The 17134-nt window shown below is 59.8% G+C and carries 16 protein-coding genes; 1 reads left to right on the top strand and 15 read right to left on the bottom strand.

From position 1 onward, the window contains the following. Positions 1 to 95 precede the first annotated feature (95 nt). A complete protein-coding gene (locus tag QP093_RS00265; RefSeq protein WP_070727411.1) occupies positions 96 to 590 on the bottom strand; it encodes a SixA phosphatase family protein in 495 nt (164 codons plus the stop codon). 35 nt (positions 591 to 625) lie between these two features. On the opposite strand from QP093_RS00265, the gene QP093_RS00260 reads away from it, so the two are divergent. Next, positions 626 to 841: a hypothetical protein gene (locus QP093_RS00260; RefSeq protein WP_285014035.1), complete on the top strand. Its 216-nt coding sequence runs from the start codon at positions 626 to 628 to the stop codon at positions 839 to 841. 26 nt (positions 842 to 867) lie between these two features. Here the strand turns inward: QP093_RS00260 and QP093_RS00255 are convergent, their stop codons facing one another. The 14 genes from QP093_RS00255 to pyrR form a co-directional block, all read right to left on the bottom strand. After that, complete coding sequence (locus tag QP093_RS00255; protein WP_285014034.1) at positions 868 to 2478, bottom strand: ABC-F family ATP-binding cassette domain-containing protein; 1611 nt, start codon at positions 2476 to 2478, stop codon at positions 868 to 870. Between the two features lie 19 nt (positions 2479 to 2497). Then, positions 2498 to 4495, bottom strand: a complete 1998-nt coding sequence (locus QP093_RS00250; protein ID WP_285014033.1) for a primosomal protein N' family DNA-binding protein — start codon at positions 4493 to 4495, stop codon at positions 2498 to 2500. Between the two features lie 6 nt (positions 4496 to 4501). Beyond that, a complete protein-coding gene (locus QP093_RS00245; RefSeq protein WP_285014032.1) occupies positions 4502 to 5119 on the bottom strand; it encodes a vitamin K epoxide reductase family protein in 618 nt (205 codons plus the stop codon). Between the two features lie 4 nt (positions 5120 to 5123). Beyond that, entirely contained in the window at positions 5124 to 6326 is a 1203-nt protein-coding gene (gene metK, locus QP093_RS00240; RefSeq protein WP_285014031.1) for a methionine adenosyltransferase, read from the bottom strand. Next, complete coding sequence (gene coaBC, locus QP093_RS00235) at positions 6323 to 7543, bottom strand: bifunctional phosphopantothenoylcysteine decarboxylase/phosphopantothenate--cysteine ligase CoaBC (RefSeq protein ID WP_285014030.1); 1221 nt, start codon at positions 7541 to 7543, stop codon at positions 6323 to 6325. The genes metK and coaBC overlap by 4 nt, the downstream gene beginning before the upstream one ends. 2 nt (positions 7544 to 7545) lie before the next feature. Further along, the gene (gene rpoZ, locus QP093_RS00230; protein ID WP_285014029.1) at positions 7546 to 7812 is read right to left on the bottom strand and encodes a DNA-directed RNA polymerase subunit omega; all 267 of its coding nucleotides are present in this window, start codon (positions 7810 to 7812) and stop codon (positions 7546 to 7548) included. 43 nt (positions 7813 to 7855) lie between these two features. Next, a complete protein-coding gene (gene gmk, locus QP093_RS00225; RefSeq protein WP_480295302.1) occupies positions 7856 to 8428 on the bottom strand; it encodes a guanylate kinase in 573 nt (190 codons plus the stop codon). A gap of 9 nt (positions 8429 to 8437) precedes the next feature. After that, on the bottom strand, positions 8438 to 8749 hold the full coding sequence (gene mihF, locus QP093_RS00220; RefSeq protein ID WP_058236788.1) for an integration host factor, actinobacterial type: 312 nt from the start codon (positions 8747 to 8749) through the stop codon (positions 8438 to 8440). 101 nt (positions 8750 to 8850) lie between these two features. Further along, entirely contained in the window at positions 8851 to 9699 is an 849-nt protein-coding gene (gene pyrF, locus QP093_RS00215) for an orotidine-5'-phosphate decarboxylase (protein WP_285014027.1), read from the bottom strand. Beyond that, complete coding sequence (gene carB / locus QP093_RS00210; protein WP_285014026.1) at positions 9696 to 13010, bottom strand: carbamoyl-phosphate synthase large subunit; 3315 nt, start codon at positions 13008 to 13010, stop codon at positions 9696 to 9698. Before carB ends, pyrF begins: the two co-directional genes overlap by 4 nt. After that, on the bottom strand, positions 12994 to 14196 hold the full coding sequence (gene carA, locus QP093_RS00205) for a glutamine-hydrolyzing carbamoyl-phosphate synthase small subunit (protein ID WP_070727314.1): 1203 nt from the start codon (positions 14194 to 14196) through the stop codon (positions 12994 to 12996). The genes carB and carA overlap by 17 nt, the downstream gene beginning before the upstream one ends. Continuing rightward, positions 14193 to 15515 (bottom strand): dihydroorotase, encoded by a 1323-nt coding sequence (locus QP093_RS00200; RefSeq protein WP_285014025.1) that lies wholly within the window; start codon positions 15513 to 15515, stop codon positions 14193 to 14195. The genes carA and QP093_RS00200 overlap by 4 nt, the downstream gene beginning before the upstream one ends. Beyond that, positions 15508 to 16500, bottom strand: a complete 993-nt coding sequence (locus QP093_RS00195) for an aspartate carbamoyltransferase catalytic subunit (protein WP_058236793.1) — start codon at positions 16498 to 16500, stop codon at positions 15508 to 15510. The genes QP093_RS00200 and QP093_RS00195 overlap by 8 nt, the downstream gene beginning before the upstream one ends. Beyond that, the gene (gene pyrR / locus QP093_RS00190; protein ID WP_285014024.1) at positions 16500 to 17072 is read right to left on the bottom strand and encodes a bifunctional pyr operon transcriptional regulator/uracil phosphoribosyltransferase PyrR; all 573 of its coding nucleotides are present in this window, start codon (positions 17070 to 17072) and stop codon (positions 16500 to 16502) included. The genes QP093_RS00195 and pyrR overlap by 1 nt, the downstream gene beginning before the upstream one ends. Positions 17073 to 17134: the final 62 nt, after the last annotated feature.

The following is a 17134-nucleotide window of genomic DNA, read 5'->3' as shown; positions in this document are numbered from 1 at the left end:
TGGTCTAGTACGCGTATAGTGTAGCGCCCTGATCCCAGTACGGGCGCCTGGTGCACAGTATGAGAACCGTTGAGGTAAGTGTTTTCACACTTTCGTCACGCTGGCTCGCGAAAAACTTCCATTTCGCACGAGTTCTCGGCCAGCTGCGACCAATTGCCCTCGAAAGTGAGGACGACGGCGGTACCCGTGGGAACACCCCAACGGACTTTTTCCTTACAGGATCGGCGTGCCCCCAGCGATGCCGCCATTGCTGAAATAGCTGGCTCGTGGCCGACCATCATGACTGAGGTGACTGACGCGGGCAGGCTCCGCGCCTTGTCGAGCAGACTGTCAGCGCCGGCCAGATACAGTTCGTCATCAACTGAGGTGGTGCGCACCTCGATCGATGTGTGGAGCTGCGCCGCCGTTTCCTGTGTACGCACGGCGGGCGATGTCAGTGACAGATCAACGTGGTCAATCAGGCGTGAGACTCGTCGTCCCAGTCGCCGAGCCTGCTCAACACCTTCTGGAGTCAGCGGCCTTTGACGGTCACCGGAGCTGCTCGAACCGGCAGCAGCGTGACGTACCAGGATAAGCGTTCGTGTCGTCATAGTATCTACAATAGCGAGGATCGAGGAGGGATTGGATGGCACTGGCACCCGGGCCAGAGGATTTGGCGTGTTCAGCACGCGGATGCAGCCGTAAGGCTGAGGTTGCGATCATCTGGTCAAATCCGGCCATTCACACTGGCCGATCCAAGACATGGCTGGCGTGTCGTGATCATCGCGACTCGCTCCAGCAATACCTGGCCTACCGGGATTTTCCCACCCGTGTCGTCCCAATTGACGAGGTCGACTCTTAGCGTCCGACCACGTTAACCTGCAGTTTCTAGGTAAGTGTGACCAGGTCCAGGTACGACTCATCCCACAGATCCTCATCGGCGTCAGGCAGCACCAGCACGCGGTCCGGGTTGAGCGCCTCGACCGCGCCGGGATCGTGCGTGACCAGGACGACGGCGCCCTCATAGGTGCGCAGCGCGTTGAGAATCTCCTCGCGAGAGGCTGGATCAAGGTTGTTCGTCGGCTCATCCAACAGCAGCACATTTGCTGCAGAGACGACCAGCGTCGCAAGGGCCAGGCGCGTCTTCTCTCCGCCGGATAGTACGCGCGCCGGCTTATCGATGTCGTCCTCGCCAAACAGGAACTGCCCCAGCACGTTGCGAACGTGCGTGGTGTCCAGGTCAGGAGCTGCGTGCGCCATGTTGTCATACACCGTGGCGTCCATGTCCAGGAAGTCGTGTTCCTGGGCGTAGTAGCCAAGTTTGAGGCCATGCCCACTGATGACTTGCCCCAGATCAGGCTCTTCCACGCCGGCCAGCAGGCGCAGCAGCGTCGTCTTACCAGCACCGTTCAGACCCAGGATCACCACACGCGAGCCGCGGTCAATTGCCAGATCCACACCAGTGAAAACTTCCAACGAGCCGTAGGATTTCGACAGGCCCTCTCCTGACAGTGGCACGCGTCCGCATGGCGCAGGTTCGGGGAAACGCAAACGCGCAACCTTTTCATGCTGGATTTCCTGACCAGCCTGCTCAATCAGTTCATCGGCGCGGCGCAGCATCTGCTGTGCCGCAACAGCCTTCGTTGCCTTCGCGCGCATCTTTTCGCCCTGCGCACGCAGCTGTTCGGCTTTCTTGAGCGCGTTGGCGCGTTCGCGGCGGTGACGGCGTTCATCCTCGTCGCGTTGACGCAGGTAGGCAGACCATCCGAGGTGGTAGACATCCAGTGCCGTGCGGTTCGCGTCCAGATAGAACACGGAGTTGACCGTGTCATCCAGCAATTTGACGTCGTGGCTGATCACCATGAATCCGCCGGAGTATGCGCGCAGCCAATCGCGCAGCCACAGGATTGAATCGTGATCAAGGTGGTTGGTCGGCTCATCCAGCAGCAAAATATCAGCCTCTGAGAAAAGAACCCGAGCCAGTTCGACGCGGCGTCGCTGACCACCGGACAACGTGTCGAGGCTTTGCTCCAACACGCGATCGTCTAATCCCAGTGAATGAGCGATCTGCGATGCCTGAGCATTGGCAGCCCACCCTCCAGCATTCGTGAAACGCTGGTCGAGCTTGACGTAACGCTCCATCGCCCGCTGTTGGCGCTCCCCTTCCAGGGTGGACATTTCATGCTCAGCTTTGCGGATCTTCTCTATGAGGGTGTCGATACCTCGAACGGAGATGATGCGCTCACGCCCCGTCATCTTCTGGTCGCCAATGTGGGTGTCCTGTGCCAGGTATCCGATGGTGCCGCTGCGACGCACGTGCCCAGTAAACTCAGCGGCACCGTGATCGCTCTCCCCTGCTAAGAGGCGCATCATGGTGGTCTTGCCGGCACCGTTTCTGCCAACCAAACCGATACGCATCCCGCGGTCAATCCTGAAGGTGGCGTTCGAGATCAGTACGCGTGCACCGATCCGAAGCGAAAAGTCCTGCACAGAAATCACCTATCGAGTCTAAGCGGTGTCAGAACAACTCGGGAGGATTGACTTCCATTCTCACAGGTGCCAGCTTGTGGGCTGAGCGGTGCTGCCGCACCTGTGTCAGCTGGTCAAGCAGCGTATTTGTATGCGAAATCGGCGTGCGGACAAGAGTGCGGATGTGCTGGTCGGGCTCATGTTCCGGCATGGCGAGGGAGAGCTGGGCACTATCAGCTGCACGGCGTGTGGGCGCCTGTTCGATCGGAACTGTGCCGAGCAGCTCCGCATCTGAAAGACTTGCCACAATCGCGTGAACGTCAGGTGCAGGCCCGTCGAGGGCAACGATTGTCGTAAAGGGGAAGAATCCTACAGAACGACGTTCTGCCAGCTGATCGGCAGCAACTCTGACCGGATCCCACCGCACGAGGGCCTGACCCAGTGTCGGATCTGACAGACCGACAACGATGGCAGGGTGTGCGGGCGCTACACGTGACAATGCTCCGAACCAGCGGCGCATGGCTTCCTCGTATGCCCACAGTTCAGGGCGTGCGGCTGTTGTATCGGCATCGAGGATAACGGCTGCCTCATAGCCGCCATCGAGGGTAGGTTCTGCGCCGGGTGTTGCCACCACGATTCGTGAATCCGTCGGACGCAGTGTGTCGATCCGATGGTCTGCAGAAGAGACCACCAGTGGCAATCCCGGTAAAGCTCGAGCCAGTTCCTCTGCCGTGCGTTCAGAGCCGATTTGGCGTGCGCGCACCGCGTGCGCTGCGCAATGCGGGCACGTGAACGCCGACGCATCCCACTGACACCATTGGCACACAATCTGGCGATCGCCTCGCATCGCCAATGGGCCGTGGCATCTTTGACATCGCGCCGTCCGATGACACTGTGCGCAAGCAATAACCGGCACATAGCCGCGTCGTGGCACCTGAATCAGGACATGCCCGCTCTGCGCACTTTCCCGGATAAAGCGCTGCACGCTGGTCGGAATATTACCTGCCGATGGGCCTTCCCTGGCCGCGTCAAAGTCATCGAGGACACGTACGCGCGGCGCATGTTCGCGCAGCGCGTGGCGCAGCGGTGTGAGCGGCACTGCCCATGAGGAATTGACCAGCATATGCGATTTCACCGACCGTGCCAGGCTTGCGCTGAGCAGGTCGACCCCTTCCAGGTGGGCACGCGCGATCGCAACATCGAGCGCGCTTGTGCGTGGAGACCGCTCCTCGGTTAAACGGTCATCACCGTCATCCCACACGATGATTGCTCCCAGATCCTTCACTGGTGTCCACACAGCTGATCGTGTTCCCACCAGGATGGTCAGTTCTCCGGCTAGTGCGCGCAGATGAACGGCAAATCGATGAGCTGCCGAATCATCCGACCCGACCGTCTCGACACAGTCGGTACCGACGATCAGGGCGATCTGCGCAGCGATTCGATCCACCTGTTCACGCGTGGCGGCCACCACGATGACAGGGGCGCGCACCGAGCGGATTGCCACAACGGTTGCCAGCTGGCGTATCCAGTCATGGGGCACGACCTGCCAGACGATCCGCCCTGGCGCAGTCGGGTCCCCCTCGTACCACGACAGGAATTCCGTGTCCATTGAGATTGGCGAGGGCACCGCGCAGTCTCGGTGTGCAGCGAGAACGTCTTTTTCACTGCGTGCATGCCGCGCCGGGATCGCCAGTGAGAGCACCTGTGAGGTGGTCGCCAGATGTTTATGCGCAATGTAGCGCGCCAGTGTCAGCGTGGATTCGTTGAGCACCGGAGTGCGTGAAACAACGGACTGGATGGGTGACAGGGCGCGGTGGTGCGGTACGGTCTCCCGACCCACAACCCACCCTCGTTGGCGTGTACCGGCCAATGCAACGCGCACGGTGCAACCGACAGTTACTGCAGAGTCAAGTTCGGGTGGGACGGCGTAGTCAAGCGGATGATCGAGGTGCGCCAAGTCGACGTCGACCAGAACGTGCGCGACAGTCAGTGGGTCACGGGAATCCTCACGTGGCGGTGGTTCGAAGCCCGGCAGGTATGACTCCATTGCGTCTCACGCAATGAGCTCCGGGCCGTACTTAAGGACGATCAGTGCGGCGATGATGACAAGGATACCGCTCGTGATCCACCAGTCCGTGCCCGAGGCTATGAGGGAGCGAATGCTGGCACTTGAGGGCAGCGTTTCGCGGACCAGGCAGATACGCGTCATGGTGGCGAAGATCAGCAGTGATGACACGAACACCACCAGGCACCACGGGCACAATACCTGGATGACAACGTAGGACTGGTAAAACAGCCATAGTGCGCTGGCCAGACCGCCGGCGGCGAGGACTTCCGCGCCGATGAGGAACAGACGTGACAGGCGCGAGCCGGTGAGAAGGGCGCATGCAATAGTGAACACCGCTGCGCCAAAGGCGATTCCGAAAAATGCGTTGGGGAATCCCAGGACGCGGGCCTGCGGTGTCAATGCGACTGCCGAGCATGACAGTGCATCGCTGACATCGCATCCGAAGCGGCTGTTCTGGTCACCTGCAAGGATCCAGGCTTCCACGGACAGGACGAATGAGGCGATCAGGACTAGAGCCGACATAATGGCCAGCACTACGACGCTTCGCATCATCCACGCGCGCGAGGGAGCATGGTCGAGATCGAAATCGTCCCGGTCCGCCATAGTCTTAGCCTTTCAGTGCTGCGCGCAGATCCTCTATGCGGGTCACGTCTTCCCACGGGAATCCCGGTCGGCCGAAGTGGCCGTACGCTGAGGTCTCCTTGTAGATCGGGCGCAAGAGAGCGAGGTCCTCGATCATACCTGCTGGGCGCAGGTCGAACACGTCGGTGATTGCGCGCGCGATGGTCGCATCGTCTACCTGCCCCGTATCGAAGGTGTCGACGTACAGACCTACCGGGTGTGCTCGGCCGATGGCGTAAGCCACCTGAACTTCGCAGCGTTTCGCGATGCCTGTTGCAACGATGTGCTTGGCAATCCAGCGCAGCGTGTAGGAAGCTGAGCGGTCAACTTTCGATGGATCCTTACCTGAGAACGCGCCACCTCCGTGCCGCGCCATTCCGCCGTAAGTATCGACGATGATCTTGCGTCCGGTCAGGCCTGCGTCGGCAGCTGGTCCGCCGTACACGAACCGTCCCGATGGATTCACGAGGATTTCGGCGTCTTTCCAGGACACGTTGAGACCTGATTCGTCCAGCACTGGTTCGATGACATGGCGGCGCACTTGCCGAGTCAGGTCTGCCAATGTGAGTGCCTCGTCGTGCTGGGTGGACACAACGATCGTCTCGATACTGACGGGCGTGTGGTTCTCGTCATATCCGAAGGTCACCTGCGTCTTGCCATCAGGGCGCAGACCGTCGATGGTGCCGTCGTGTCGAACCTGTGCGAGGCGATGAGACAGCTTGTGTGCCGTCCAGATCGGGGCAGGCATCAGATCCGGTGTCTCATCGGATGCATATCCGAACATGAGGCCTTGGTCGCCGGCGCCCTGAAGTTCGCGCGGGTCAGCTGTATCAGCCCCTTCACGTGCTTCAAGGGAACGTTCCACTCCCCCGGCAATGTCCGGGCTTTGTTGGCCGATCGACACGGAGACACCGCAAGAGGCGCCGTCGAATCCAATTCGCGACGAGGTGTATCCGATGCGGCAGATTTCCTCGCGAACGATCTGCGGAATTTCCACGTAGGCGCGGTCCGTGGTTACTTCACCCATGACATGCACCTGGCCAGTGGTGGCGAAAACCTCGATCGCGGCACGTGCATGTGGGTCTTGTTCGAGCAATGCATCAAGGATTGAATCCGCGATGCGGTCACAGACTTTGTCTGGATGACCTTCAGTTACTGATTCCGAAGTAAAAAGTCGAAGCGATGTCACCGGGTTATCTTACCTATCCTCTGTGCGACCTCATCGATGATGCCGGCCGCAATTGTTACCTTCGATCCGCTGACTGTTTTCACGGGCTGTCCCTCGCGATCAACCAGCACGACCTGAGATTCCACGTCACCGAATCCCTGTCCGTTCCCTACGGCGTTAATAGCCAGCAGGTCGGCTGCCTTTCGCCGAGCTTTGTCGGCACCACGCTCGAGCACAACCTGAGGCGAGCCGGTTTCGGCGGCAAAGCCGACAAGCACCGGTGGACGCTGGGGCAAGTGGGCAACCGACGCCAGAATGTCGGTGGTGCGTTCAAGCTCGATGGCAGGCGCATCCTGAGTCGACGGATCTTTCTTGATCTTGTCGTCGGCAACGTGGATGGGTCTGAAATCTGCCACCGCAGCTGCCATGATCGCAATGTCCGTTGTCGCGATGCGGTCAGTGACTGCCTGATACATCTCAGCGGCTGTCGGGGCCGGGATGACGGTAATTCCGTGCGGAATCAGGTGATCGTCGATGTTGGCGGCAACCAGGGTCACGTCTGCCCCGCGTCGACGCGCTTCAGCTGCCAATGCGCATCCTTGCCGGCCGGATGAGCGATTGCCAATAAAACGGACGGGATCGATCGGTTCCTGGGTACCGCCAGCCGTAATGAGGACGCTGCGTCCGGCAAGGTCCCCCTCGTGCGGCTCGAGAGCTTCAAGGACGCGTTCCGTGATGATGAGCGGATCAGGCAGACGGCCTGTGCCGCTGTCTCCTGAGCTCAGCGGACCGTCATCCGGTTCGATAATGATCATGCCACGCGTGCGCAGTGTCTGGATGTTGTCCTGAGTTGCGGCGTTAGTCCACATCGCACTGTGCATGGCGGGTGCCAGAATGACAGGCGTATCGCGATGCGCAGCCAGCACAACGGTGGTGAGCAGATCGTTTGCCATGCCCGCTGCCAGGCGTGCAATGAGATCTGCCGTGGCAGGTGCAATCACAATGGCCTGCGCGTGGCGGGCAATCTCGACGTGCTCGGTTGCTCCACCGTCAAATACGCTGGTTGTGACGGCCTGCCCACTGAGCGCATGCCACGTGGTATCACCGACAAAGTGGGTGGCAGCCTGAGTGGGGATGACTCTCACTGCATAATCGTGGTGCTGGAGTTCGCGTACTACGCGGGTCACCTTGTACGCAGCAATGCCGCCGCCAACTCCGACGACGACCAGTGGCTTCATGGTCAGGCCTCAGGCGCAGATTCGAGCGTCAGCTTGCCTTCGTTGATTTCGCGTAGTGCGATTGACAGCGGTTTATCGTCGGGGTCACTTTCCACTACGGGTCCGACGAACTGCACCATGTTCTGCTCGAGTTGGAGCTGGTAGGTGTTGATCTGCCGGGCGCGCTTTGCCGCGAAGACCACCAGCGCATACTTGGAGTCGACGCGGTTCAGAAGGTCGTCGATCGGCGGGTTGGTGATGCCTTCAGGCTGGGCAACAATTCCGGACATGGGACCTCTTCTCATGTAAATCTGGCTAATTAGCTTGTCCAGTCTACTCCAGCCCCATCAAGACGGCTAGGTCCGTCACGGCCTGGTCAAGGTCGTCATTGATCACAATTGCGTCGAATTCGTGAGCTGCGTCAAGTTCGGCTCGCGCGGTGGTCAGGCGCCGCTCCTGCTCCTCGAGCGTTTCGGTGCCGCGTTCAGTGAGGCGTCGTTTCAGTTCATCCCACGAGGGAGGCGCCAGGAAGATGAAATGCGCTTGAGGCATGGAAGCACGAACCTGTCGTGCGCCTGCCACGTCAATTTCGAGCAGAACGCTCTTTCCTTCTGACAGCCATTGTTCAACCGGCTTGCGAGGAGTGCCATATCGATGTGCGCCGTGTACCAATGCCCATTCGAGCATCTGTCCGTCATTGACCAGGCGATCGAATTCGTCGTCGCTCACAAAGAAGTAGTGCGTGCCATTGATTTCACCTGGGCGCGGTGCACGGGTGGTGGCTGATACGGACAGTGCGATCTCGGGATGGCGGCTCAGGAGGGCGTGCACAACGGTTCCCTTACCGACCGCCGTCGGCCCAACCAGAACAGTAAGATGGGGCTCATGAAGTTTCATGAGCCCCATCTTGCCACGTCATCCGAATTTCTTGAGTAATTCTTCCCGTTGAACAGGTCCGAGACCTCGCACACGTCGCGTGGGCGCAATACCGATGTCTGCCATCAACTTTGCAGCGGTATTGGTTCCGACGCGCGGAAGAGACTCCAGTAGGGACGTCACCTTCATCTTTGCGACTGCCTCATCAGACTCAGCCAAGTCAAAAACTTCACTCAATGTCATGGATCGAGACTTCAGCGCAGTTTTAATTTCAGCACGCCTGCGCCTCGCCTGCGTGGCTTTCTCCAGTGCAGCTGATCGCTGTTCCGGAGTGAGTTTAGGTAGTGCCACGCCGCTCACCTCCCTTAATTGTGACATGTGTTACTCACACTCTAAGTATGGCCCCAAAGCGCCACTTACGAGGGAATTCGAGGCGTGTCATCAACTCCGTGTCACTGGAACCTCAAAGAGTCACACACCTCCTTCACGGCACCAACCAAACGGTCTTTTTCCGGACCGCAGCGTAAGATCTGCCTGGACGAAGACGCCAGCACTCGATCGACAGCACGTCCAAAAACATCTCTGACCTGTTCCGATCCGGCACCCTGCGCGCCAACTCCTGGAGACAGGATTGGACCTGTGAAATCCTCAATGTTGATGTGCAGGTCGGTTAACGCCGACTGAATCGTTGCTCCAATCACCAAACCAAACGGACCAATGTGTTGGAAATCACATTTCGTGTTGAGGGTGTTGACCTCGCTGATGATAAGCCCTGCAACGCTGTGAGCATTGTCCACCGTCGCATGCTGAATGCCGTGACCATCGGGATTCGATGTCAGGGCCAGTGTGAACACACCATGTCCGGATTGTTGTGCCTGCTCGTAGGCAGGTGCCAGCGCTCCGACACCCAGATACGGACTGACGGTCAGTGCATCGCCGGCAAGCGGTGACCCCTCCCCCAGATATGCTGCCGCATACGCATCCATCGTGGATCCGATGTCACCACGCTTCGCATCCACAATGCATACCGCATCCGTGTCGCCGCAGCGGGCGATCACTTCTTCCAGGACAGCTACGCCGGCAGAGCCGTACTGCTCGAACAGTGCACTTTGGGGTTTAAAGGCAGCAACATGATCGCCCAGGGCATCAACAACCCGCATCGAAAATTCGCGCACACCCTGCGCGCTGCGTTCCAGCCCCCACTGATCAAGCAGCGCCGGATGGGGATCAATGCCCACACACAGCGGGCCTCGCTGGCGCATCAGATCCCACAGACGATCACCAAAACCTGGTGTGCTCATTTGTCTTCACCGCTCTCGTTTCCATGCGCACGCAACTCATCCCATCGCTGAAGTGAACACACGTCATATGTGCCACCCAAGCGCACGTCGATTGCCTGAACAGCGGCACTGAATGCCTGCAGCGTCGTGATGATCGTGCGGTTGTTTGCGGTTGCCCCTGCTCGAATCATGAAGCCATCCTGGCGATGCGCCGAACGCTGGGGCGTGTTCACCACCATGTCGACAAACCCGTCACGAATCAGGTCAATAATGGTCGGTTCCCCGTCGGGGCCAGGACCGTCAGACCCCTTGCGCACAATGTGCGCATCCACGCCGTTGCGACTCAGAACTGAGGCAGTGCCTTCCGTTGCCAAGATGTGGAAACCCAATTCAGCCAGACGCACGACCGGCAGAATCATGGCACGCTTATCACCGTCAGCAACCGAAATAAACACTGTGCCATCCGTTGGCAACTCGCCGTACGCGCCAGTCTGAGACTTGGCGTAGGCTGCCGGGAAACGCCAGTCAATTCCCATCACTTCACCGGTCGACCGCATCTCCGGACCCAGAATTGTGTCCACTACCCCGCCGTCAGCGCGGCGGAATCGTGAGAACGGCAATACCGCTTCCTTCACGGCAATGGGAGCATTCATATTGATGATCCGAGAGTCAACAGCGGGCAGGACACCCTCGTCGACGAGCTGCCGGATCGATGCGCCGACCTGGATGCGGGCTGCCGCCTGCGCCAGCGGAACGCCTGTCGCCTTCGATGCAAACGGCACCGTACGCGAGGCACGCGGGTTGGCCTCGATCACGTACAGAACGTTCGACATGAGCGCGAACTGGACGTTGATCAGGCCGCGCACTCCGATCTGGCTGGCGAGTGCTTCCGTCGAAGCTGTAATGCGGGCAACTTCCCGCTCCGACAGTGACATGGGTGGCAGCACACACGCCGAATCGCCCGAGTGGACGCCCGCTTCCTCGATGTGTTCCATCACTGCGCCCATGAACAACTCGGTGCCGTCGTAGAGCGCATCAACGTCAATTTCAATGGCGTCGTCAAGGAACCGATCGATCAGGAGCGGACCTGAGGTGAACAGCTCGTCAATGTCGGGGCGGTCGAGGTAGGCGCGCAGGGCGTCCGCATCGTTAATGACCGCCATTCCGCGCCCGCCAAGCACGAACGAGGGGCGCACCAGGACCGGGTATCCAACCGCCTGCGCCACACCCAAAGCCTGCGCCGGCGTGTGCGCAATATCGTGGGCAGGTGCGGGCAGCTCCACCTCGCTGAGAATATGACCAAAGGCTTCGCGATCCTCCGCCAGCGCAATCGACGAGGGCGTAGTTCCCAGAATCGGCACACCTGCCGCTTCCAAGTCGGAGGCCAGTGACAGTGGCGTTTGTCCACCCAGCTGGACCAACACACCCTTAACGGGACCAGCCTCGCATTCTGCCCGGTAGATTTCAATGACGTCTTCCAGGGTCAGCGGCTCGAAATAGAGACGATCTGAGATGTCATAATCGGTCGACACAGTCTCTGGGTTGCAGTTGACCATAATCGTGTCGTAGGTATCCTGCAGTGCGAATGCTGCGTGCACACACGAGTAATCGAACTCAAGACCCTGACCAATTCGGTTCGGCCCAGCACCCAGAATCATCACTGCTTCGCGACTGCGTGGAGTAACTTCCGTTTCCTCATCGTAAGAGGAGTAATGGTACGGGGTGCGTGCCGCGAATTCGGCTGCGCACGTGTCGACTGTCTTGAACACCGGGTGGATGTTGAAGGCGTGGCGAACCTGGCGCACAGTATCTTCGGTCAGGCTACGCAATACCGCGATCTGTCGATCCGAAAAGCCGTGCCGCTTGGCCGCGGTGAGCACGTCCGGAGTCAGCGCCGGCGCGTTCCTGACGCTGCGGGCGACCTCGTTGATCAGCATGATCTGGTCGATGAACCACGGGTCAATGCCGGTTGCTTCGCATACCTGTTCCAGGGTTGCACCCCCGCGCAGAGCTTGTTGGACCTGAACGAATCGGTGTTCGGTCGGGGTGGCGATGCGGGTGAGCAGGTCCTCGACATCCGCCGGTGTCGGATCGGCGCCGTCCCAGTGGAACTGCACGCCCGTCTTGTCGAGGGACCGTAGCGCCTTATTGAGGGCTTCGGTGAAGTTGCGCCCAATCGCCATTGCTTCGCCCACGGCCTTCATGGATGTCGTCAGCGTCTCATCGGCTTCAGGGAACTTCTCGAAAGTGAATCGTGGAACCTTCACCACCACGTAGTCCAACGTCGGTTCAAACGAGGCCGGCGTGGAGCCTGTAATGTCGTTGCGAATCTCATCGAGGGTGAAGCCAGTGGCCAAACGTGCCGCGATCTTCGCGATCGGGAAACCGGTTGCCTTGGAGGCCAGAGCTGAAGAGCGTGAGACGCGCGGATTCATCTCGATGACGATGATGCGCCCGCTCTGCGGGTGCACAGCGAACTGAATGTTGCAGCCACCCGTATCCACGCCGACTTCACGGATCACGGCGATCGCAATATCGCGCAGCCGCTGGAGTTCACGGTCGGTCAGGGTCAGAGCCGGAGCAACCGTGATCGAATCGCCGGTATGCACGCCCACAGGGTCAACATTTTCAATCGAACAGACAACCACCACGTTATCGGCGGCGTCGCGCATCAGTTCCAGCTCGTATTCTTTCCATCCCAGGATGGACTCTTCCAGCAGAACTTCGGTGGTCATGGACGCTTCGAGGCCTGCGCCAGCGATGCGGTCAAGGTCGTCGGGTGTGAACGCAATACCCGAACCCAGACCGCCCATGGTGAACGAGGGACGCACTACCAGCGGATAGCCGAGCTCTTCGGCAGCAGCATGGCAATCTTCCAGCGTGTGCGCAATGGATGAGCGTGCAACTTCAGCTCCGCAGCGCGCCACGATTTCCTTGAACGTCTCACGGTTTTCACCAGCCTGGATCGCCTCGATGGAGGCGCCGATCAGTTCAACGCCGTAATGCTCGAGTACGCCTCTTTCTGCCAGTTCAACGGCGAGGTTGAGGGCGGTCTGGCCACCCAGGGTGGGCAGTAACGCATCGGGTCGTTCCTTTTCAATGATGGAGGTGACCACTTCGCAGGTCAACGGTTCCACATATGTCGCATCCGCCATCGCCGGATCGGTCATGATGGTTGCGGGGTTCGAGTTAACGAGAATGACCCGCAGGCCCTCTTCTTTCAGGACACGGCAGGCCTGCGTCCCGGAGTAGTCAAATTCGCATGCCTGACCGATGACGATCGGGCCTGAACCAATGACGAGGACGGATTTCAGATCAGTGCGCTGAGGCATCGGAAGCATCCTCCTTATCGTGGCTCAGCATGGAAAGAAACTGGTCGAAGAGGTGTTCCCCATCGTGGGGACCGGCCGCCGCCTCGGGGTGGAACTGGACGGAGAATGCTGGAATGTCGAGGGCGCGTAAGCCTTCCACCACTCGATCATTGAGGTCAATGTGGCTGACCTCAACTCGTCCGTACCGTCCCTTGTCGAAGGGAGCAACTACCGGCTCACCGACTGGCACGTCCACGGCGAAACCGTGGTTGTGGGAGGTAATCTCCACTCGTCCGCTGCGCTCATCGCGCACTGGCTGGTTGACCCCCCGGTGACCAAATTCCAGCTTGTAAGTGCCAAATCCCAGAGCTCGGCCGAAAAGCTGATGGCCAAAGCAGATGCCAAAGAAGGGAATCCCCTGGTCCAAGATGGCGCGGAGCACACCAATCTGGTGCTCGGCGGTTGAGGGGTCACCCGGACCGTTGGAGAAGAATACGCCGTCAGGTTCGAGTTCGAGGATCTCACCGGCGGTGATGTCCTGGGGCACGACGTAGACGTCAACACCCCGTGCCGCGAGCTGCTCGGGTGTACGTGATTTGATGCCCAGATCCACTGCCACGACGCGTTTGTGATTGTCGGCTCCGTCTTCTGCTGCCGGCACCACGTACGTGTGCGACGTTGACACCGCCTGTGAAAGCGATGAACCGGCCATGTGAGGCTGGTCCTGCACGATGCGTACCAGTGACTCACACACATACTCGCTCATGTACTCGGCACCTGCAGGCAGCGCGGTGCCGGAGAAGATCCCCCCGCGCATCGCACCGTGAGAGCGGATGTGGCGTGTAATGGCTCGCGTGTCGACATCTGCGATTCCGACGATGTCCTGGCGGATCAGTTCTTCTTCCAACTCTCCTGAGGCACGCCAGTTGGACGCGCGACGGGCCGGGTCACGCACCACGAATCCGGCGACCCAGATCTGTGAGGATTCGGAGTCCTCCGAATTGACGCCGGTATTGCCGATATGTGGGCTGGTCATGACGACAATCTGCTGATGATAGGACGGATCCGTCAATGTTTCCTGGTACCCCGTCATTGACGTGGCGAAGACGACTTCACCCAATGTGCGGCCACGCGCTCCCCACGCACGTCCACGGAAAATGCGCCCATCTTCGAGGACGAGCAAGGCCAGATCATCGTGTGTGGTCATTGTGCGGTCCCTTCTGCCGCCAAAGCACCATCACGGACGGTGACCTTCCCGTTGAAGATCGTATGAATGATCCGACCTGTGACATCCATTCCGTCATACGGCGTGTTGACGGAGCGTGAATGCAAGTCAGAGCGGTTGACGCGCACACGCACGGTCGGATCGACCAGCGTAATATTCGCGGGGTTACCCACGGTGAGAGACAGCCCCTGATGGTCAACCAAGCCGATGCGCGCCGGGGTGCGTGACAGGACGCGGGCCACGTCGTGCCAGTCCATCAGTCCGGGCTTCACCATCGTTTCGATAATGATGGGCAGCGCCGTTTCCAGTCCAAGCATGCCGAATGCGCCGGCTTGCCATTCGCAGTCTTTTTCTTCCATGTTGTGCGGCGCATGATCCGTTGCGACGATGTCAATCGTGCCGTCGGCCAGGCCTTCACGCACCGCGTCCACATCTTCTCGTGAGCGCAGCGGCGGGTTGACTTTATAGATCGGATCGTAGGTGGCAGCCAGGTCCTCCGTCAGGAACAGGTGGTGCGGGGTCGCTTCGGCTGTCACATTGACACCCATGCGCTTACCCCAGCGGATCAGTTCCACCGATCCTTTGGTCGACACGTGACACACATGCAGGCGAGATCCCACGTGCTGAGCCAGCAGAATATCGCGCGCAATCACGGACTCTTCTGCCACTGCAGGCCAGCCGGTCATGCCCAGCTCACCGGACAGTTCTGACTCATTCATCTGGGAGCCCTCGGTCAGTCCAGGATCCTGCGCGTGCTGGGCGACTACTCCCCCAAAGGACTTGACGTATTCGAGAGCGCGGCGCATGAGCACCGGGTCCGACACGCACTTGCCGTCATCTGAAAAGACACGAGCCTGAGCGCGCGAGTTCGCCATCGCGCCCAGTGCGGCCATGTGTTTGCCTTCAAGACCTTTCGTGACGGCGCCGACGGGGCGTACCTCGGTCAATCCGATTTCCTGGCCCATCCACCAGATCTGTTCAACTGCCGATGCTGTGTCGGCTACGGGTAACGTGTTCGCCATGGCGTGCACGCAGGTGAAGCCGCCTGCCGCCGCAGCGCGGGAGGCTGATTCGACGGTTTCGGCGTCTTGTTTGCCTGGCTGACGCAGGTGCGTGTGGAGGTCTACCAGTCCGGGCAGTGCAATGAGCCCGTCTGCATCCAGCGTGTGTGCATGGGCGCCATCGACGCGAGCCTGGTCGCCCTCGGCAATGATGACTCCGTCTTCGATGAGCAGGTCGGTCTGACCGTCTCCTTCGATGTTGAGTCCGGTGATGAGCAGTTGAGTGGGGTGATCAGTCACGGTGGGTTCCTTCCGGGGCAAGCAGCATGTACAGAGCCGCCATACGGACGCTCACGCCATTGGCAACTTGTTCAACAACAACGGATCGCGGCGAATCGGCCGCTTCTGCGCAGATTTCGAGGCCGCGGTTCATGGGGCCGGGGTGCATGATGATGCAGTGGTCGCTCAGACGCGCATAGCGGTGCACGTCCAGGCCGTAGGCATCGTGATATTCACCCGGTGACGGGAAGAATCCTCCACCGGCACCGCTCATGCGTTCACGCTGGACGCGCAACATCATGAGCGCATCGGGAGCCTCGTCGATCGCATGATCAAGATCGTAGTCAATGTCGCAGGCCCACTGCTCCACACCCATCGGCAGCAATGTGGGCGGTGCCACCAGGGTCACGTGCGCACCCAGCAGGCTCAGCAGGTCAACGTTGGAACGCGCCACACGCGAATGCAGAACATCGCCCACGATTGTCACGCGTGCGCCCGCCAGATCCGTGCCCGCAGGAACAGGGTTGACGGACGGGTCGCTCACGTCACGCTTGAAGTGGCGACGCAGCGTCATCGCATCGAGCAGCGCCTGGGTGGGATGCTGGTGAGTGCCATCGCCTGCGTTGATGACGGGCAGGTCGATCCAGCCCGCGTGAGCGAGGCGGTGAGCTGCGCCCGATGAGGGGTGCCGGATCACGACGGCATCTGCGCCCATTGCCTGCAGCGTCAAGGCCGTATCTTTGAGGGTTTCACCTTTGGCGACCGATGATCCTTTGGACTGGAAGGTGATGACATCGGCGGACAGGCGTTTCGCAGCCGTCTCAAACGACCAGCGTGTGCGCGTGGAGTCTTCGAAGAACAGGTCAACGACGGTGCGTCCCAACAGTGTCGGCAATTTCTTGACTCGCTGGGACTGCGTGGCCGCCATTGCTTCGGCAGTGTCGAGGATGTCGATGGCATCTTCGCGGGTCAGGTCGCGAATACTGAGCAGGTGCGAGAAAGTCATCAGTTGTGTCCTCCCAGAATGACGGCGTCTTTCCCATCGGCTTCAGTCAGGAGAATCTTGACTGTTTCCTCACGCGAGGTCGGCAGGTTCTTGCCGACAAAGTCGGGGCGGATTGGCAGCTCACGGTGTCCGCGATCGACGAGGATGGCCAGTTGTACAGAATCTGCACGTCCCAGTGATCCAAGGGCATCCAGCGCCGCTTTGATCGTGCGTCCGGTATACAGCACGTCATCGACGAGGACAACCACGCGCGCATCGATCCCGCCGGCAGGGATACTGCTCGGGTGGGGTGTGCGGATGGGATGACGATGGAGGTCATCGCGGAACATGGTGGTGTCAATGATCGCCAGATCGGCTTGCTCGCCAGAGACTTCCTTGATCCGTTCAATGAGGCGGCGGGCGAGGTATTCACCGCGTGTAGGAATTCCCGCAATGACAAGGCCACGTGCACCCTTGTTGCGTTCGATGATCTCGTAGGCGATTCGGGTCAGGGAACGAGCGATGTCATCACCTCCCAGGACTTCTTTGCCCCGGGCATCTCGCTCGGTTGATTGTGGATATGACTGGCCCACAGTGGACCTCCCTTCCCCGCCTCACAGGACGGACCTTAAAGGTTGATCGTTCCGGTTTTTAG

The organism is Pauljensenia sp. UMB10120 (assembly GCF_030212035.1).
In the GTDB taxonomy this organism is placed as follows: domain Bacteria; phylum Actinomycetota; class Actinomycetes; order Actinomycetales; family Actinomycetaceae; genus Pauljensenia; species Pauljensenia radingae_A.
The sequence above is the reverse complement of the archived record's forward strand: the minus strand, read 5'-3'. Positions and strand labels throughout refer to the sequence as shown.